Annotated in this window: 2 protein-coding genes; both read left to right on the forward strand. The window is 64.7% G+C overall.

Translation table 11 applies throughout. The features are described 5' to 3' along the window. Nucleotides 1–889 precede the first annotated feature (889 nt). Nucleotides 890–2,071 (forward strand): PRTRC system protein D, encoded by a 1,182-nt coding sequence (locus FJ694_RS36185; protein ID WP_157272352.1) that lies wholly within the window; start codon nt 890–892, stop codon nt 2,069–2,071. A 28-nt stretch (nt 2,072–2,099) separates the two neighbouring features. After that, complete coding sequence (locus tag FJ694_RS36190) at nt 2,100–2,336, forward strand: hypothetical protein (RefSeq protein ID WP_157272353.1); 237 nt, start codon at nt 2,100–2,102, stop codon at nt 2,334–2,336. Nucleotides 2,337–3,126: the final 790 nt, after the last annotated feature.

Genomic DNA, 3,126 nt, shown 5'->3' on the forward strand with positions numbered 1-3,126 from the left:
CAGCGGCTCCACGCGCTGCCAGAAGTCGTCCGTCACTTCCCAGGATTCAACCCGCTTGCCCAACCTCGCGCTCCACCACCGCGCCGCCGCGGCTCAGGGGCATTTTATCTAATTACGGATAAATCCTTAGGGCTTCATACTGGCCGCACCGTGCGAAAACGGGACGGTCACACGCGCGGCGAACCACGCAGCTCAAGCGCAAGTCCTTTCAGGCGAAAGGCACGCGCAGCCGTGTGCCCGTGCAACGGGCCAACGGCATGAACAGCACGCTGGCTCGGGCCGAACGCGCGGGTCATGGCACCAGCGCGCTGCATCAGGACAGCACGCTGACGTGCGTGACGCTGCCTGCGGCGAGCATCACGCCTTCATTGCCGCGACTGACGCGGCCTGAGTCCCGACACGAGGCCGGAACACTATAGGGCGCATAACGGGCGCACCGCCGGGCGGAATGGCCACCCGGATCAACCGCCGCTCGATGCGGCGTCGTGTGCCGTGGCACACGGGGTTGGGTGACGTAGTGGACTCCTGCCAGGGCAGCCTGTCAACAAGGAGCGATCTCACGGAAAGTTGCCTCTAGCATCGATTGGCTGCTTGCAGCGCGCCGGTCGAAGCATCTCCACTGACGGCATTCGCGTGGCTGCAGCACCTCTAGTTCCGTCCCCTCCATCGTCCGGACATCGCATCGCAGGCTGGTGGCACCTGAGCGCCATCTGCGACGCAACGTTCCGGCCGCTCGGCACGTTCCAAGTGGCACTTGAGCCGGACTTTTTCCGCCACAAAAGGGACCGAGGCTGAAAAAGGCCCATTTCGGCTTGATTTTTCCTTGGCCCAAGGTCGCGCGCTTGCGATGCTTTCCAGGTGTTCAAACCGGCTTGTCAGGAGATGGCGCATGGACATCACGATCAGGGCGATCGACCTGGGATTTGGCAACACCAAGTACGTGAGCGCAGCGCGCGAGGGCCAGAGCGAGTGCGCGCATTTCCGCTCGCTGGCGTTCTTCTCCGCCTCGGAGAAAAGCCATGACGGCCTTGGCGGCCGGCGGCGGACCGTGTGCGTGCCGGTCGACAAGCTCTTCTACGAAGTGGGACCGGATGTGGAGCTCGCGGCAGACCGGTTCCGCTCCCGGACGCTGCACGACGACTACATCCATACGTCCGAGTACCGCGCGCTGACTGCCGGCGCACTGGCCTACATGAAGCAGGAGACGATCGACTTGCTGGTCGTGGGCCTGCCCGTGGCGCAGTACCTGGACAAGCGCGCTGCGTTGGAGAAGCTCATGACGGGGCGTTTCGCCATCGGCCGGGGGCGGCATGTCACGGTGCTGAAGACGCTGGTGGTGGCGCAGCCCCAGGGTGCACTCTTCCACTTCGCTGCCGATGCCAGCCGGCTGCGCGATCTCAAGAGCCAGCGCAGCCTGATCATCGACGTGGGTACGCGCACCTTCGACTGGCTGGTGACCCAGGGAATCCGTGTCGTGCCCAGGATGAGCCACTCGGTCAACCGGGGCGTGTTCGATGTCGTGCGGCTCATCGCCGGGGAGATCAGCAGGGAGATCGGCGAGGACTACCAGAACCTCGAAGCCATCGATGAGGCCTTGAGCGGGCGGCGCAGCTTGCGCTTGTACCAGAAGGACCATGACCTCAAGCGTTACGAACCGCTGGTCCAGAAGATTGCCGACGAGGCGGTGAGCTCGATGCTGCAACAGATCGATCATCTGGATGACTTCGACAGCATCGTGCTGGTCGGCGGCGGCGCGGCGCTGTTTCGCAAGGCCGTAAAGCGGCGCCTCCCGCGGCATGTGATTCAGGACGTTGACGAGCCGATGTATGCCAACGTGCGCGGCTACCAGCTGATCGGCGAGGAATGGGCTCGTGCCAACCCGCAGGCCCTGGCTGACGCCAGGCAGCGCCACGCGCAGCACCTGGGCAAGAGACCGAGTACCCAGGTAGCGGCACCGGCAGCCACTGTCGCGCCGGGCGAACCAGCGACGAATGTGCCGTCAGACCTTTCGTCAGCGCCAGCGTCCAGCGCGGCAACCGGCGCCAACAGCGCCTGTGCGCCGGGACAGTGATCAGGTCAGAAGCAGCATGGAGCGCGGCATGAACGCCCAAGGCAAGATCACGATGCAAGTCACGGTGCGTCAGGACACCAGTCCAAGGCTGTTCGATGCGCTGACCGCGCTGTCGCACCGTGCCCGGTCAGAGCGGTTGAAGGCGCTGGCGCTGGAAGGAATCCTGGCCAGGCCGGCCCGCGATCCGCAGGCAGATCCCAGCGAAACCGGGACAGCGGATCTGGCCGTGTCCGACATTTTCAAATGGGAGGACTCGGCGCCGTAGTGATCAAGACAGCGCTGAGTTGTCCCCTATTCAAGCTGACCGGCGATGAAGCGCCGCTCGGCGCATTGCTCGGAGCTGGCGTCGCTGTACGCGCTCAGGCAACTGCATTCGTCGGCCAGCACCTTGTGCACGGTGTCTGCACGCGCGCGTCCGAGACGGCGCAGGTACAGCGGCGCACGCCGGTGTTGTGCAAGGTCTGGCTGCTGAGCAGCGGGCCGCGGTGGCGAGTCGCGCACCGGATCTTGCCGATGAACAGGCGCAGTTGCTGGTTTCCTGCGTGGCGAGCACCCGTTGTCCATAGGCGTCGCTCTGCAACGCATCACACTGCTGGTCAGGCACGCGCGCCAGTGTCATGGACGCCAGCACTGGAAACTTCCCAACTGCAGCCGGGCTGGTTCTTCGGTGTCGAGCGCTGCAAAAGGCCAAGCTGCTGACCAGTGCGATGCTGCTGACTGACGTCGCTCGGTACGTACACCATGCCTGTGGACAATGGCGAGCCATGACAAAAAGGCTCTGCTTCCTCTCGATCGCCATTTCGAGTGCGTTGGTGTTGGCCGCCTGCGATGGACGTGCACCTGTGCCCAAGGAACTGCGACCGCCCGCAGCTGTGTCAGGTGAACCGGTAACCGGCTTCAAGGACTGCCGGCAGTTTTTCCCCGGTGAACGTAAGCGGCCGCTGCGCGGCGTCCTTGCCTAAACGCTCACGCCGTGCAAGGCCGAACGCAGCGGGCTGGCGGCGAAGTGCTGCTTCCACAGCCGTGGCGTGAGCTCGGCCACGCGTGCTGCCGGG

This window comes from Azohydromonas aeria (assembly GCF_009760915.1).
Classification (GTDB): domain Bacteria; phylum Pseudomonadota; class Gammaproteobacteria; order Burkholderiales; family Burkholderiaceae_C; genus Azohydromonas; species Azohydromonas aeria.

Bases quoted from the DNA above. Each gene is read 5' to 3' on its own strand.
- FJ694_RS36185 (WP_157272352.1), top strand. From the start codon at position 890: ATGGACATCACGATCAGGGCGATCGACCTGGGATTTGGCAACACCAAG.
- FJ694_RS36190 (WP_157272353.1), top strand. From the start codon at position 2,100: ATGAACGCCCAAGGCAAGATCACGATGCAAGTCACGGTGCGTCAGGAC.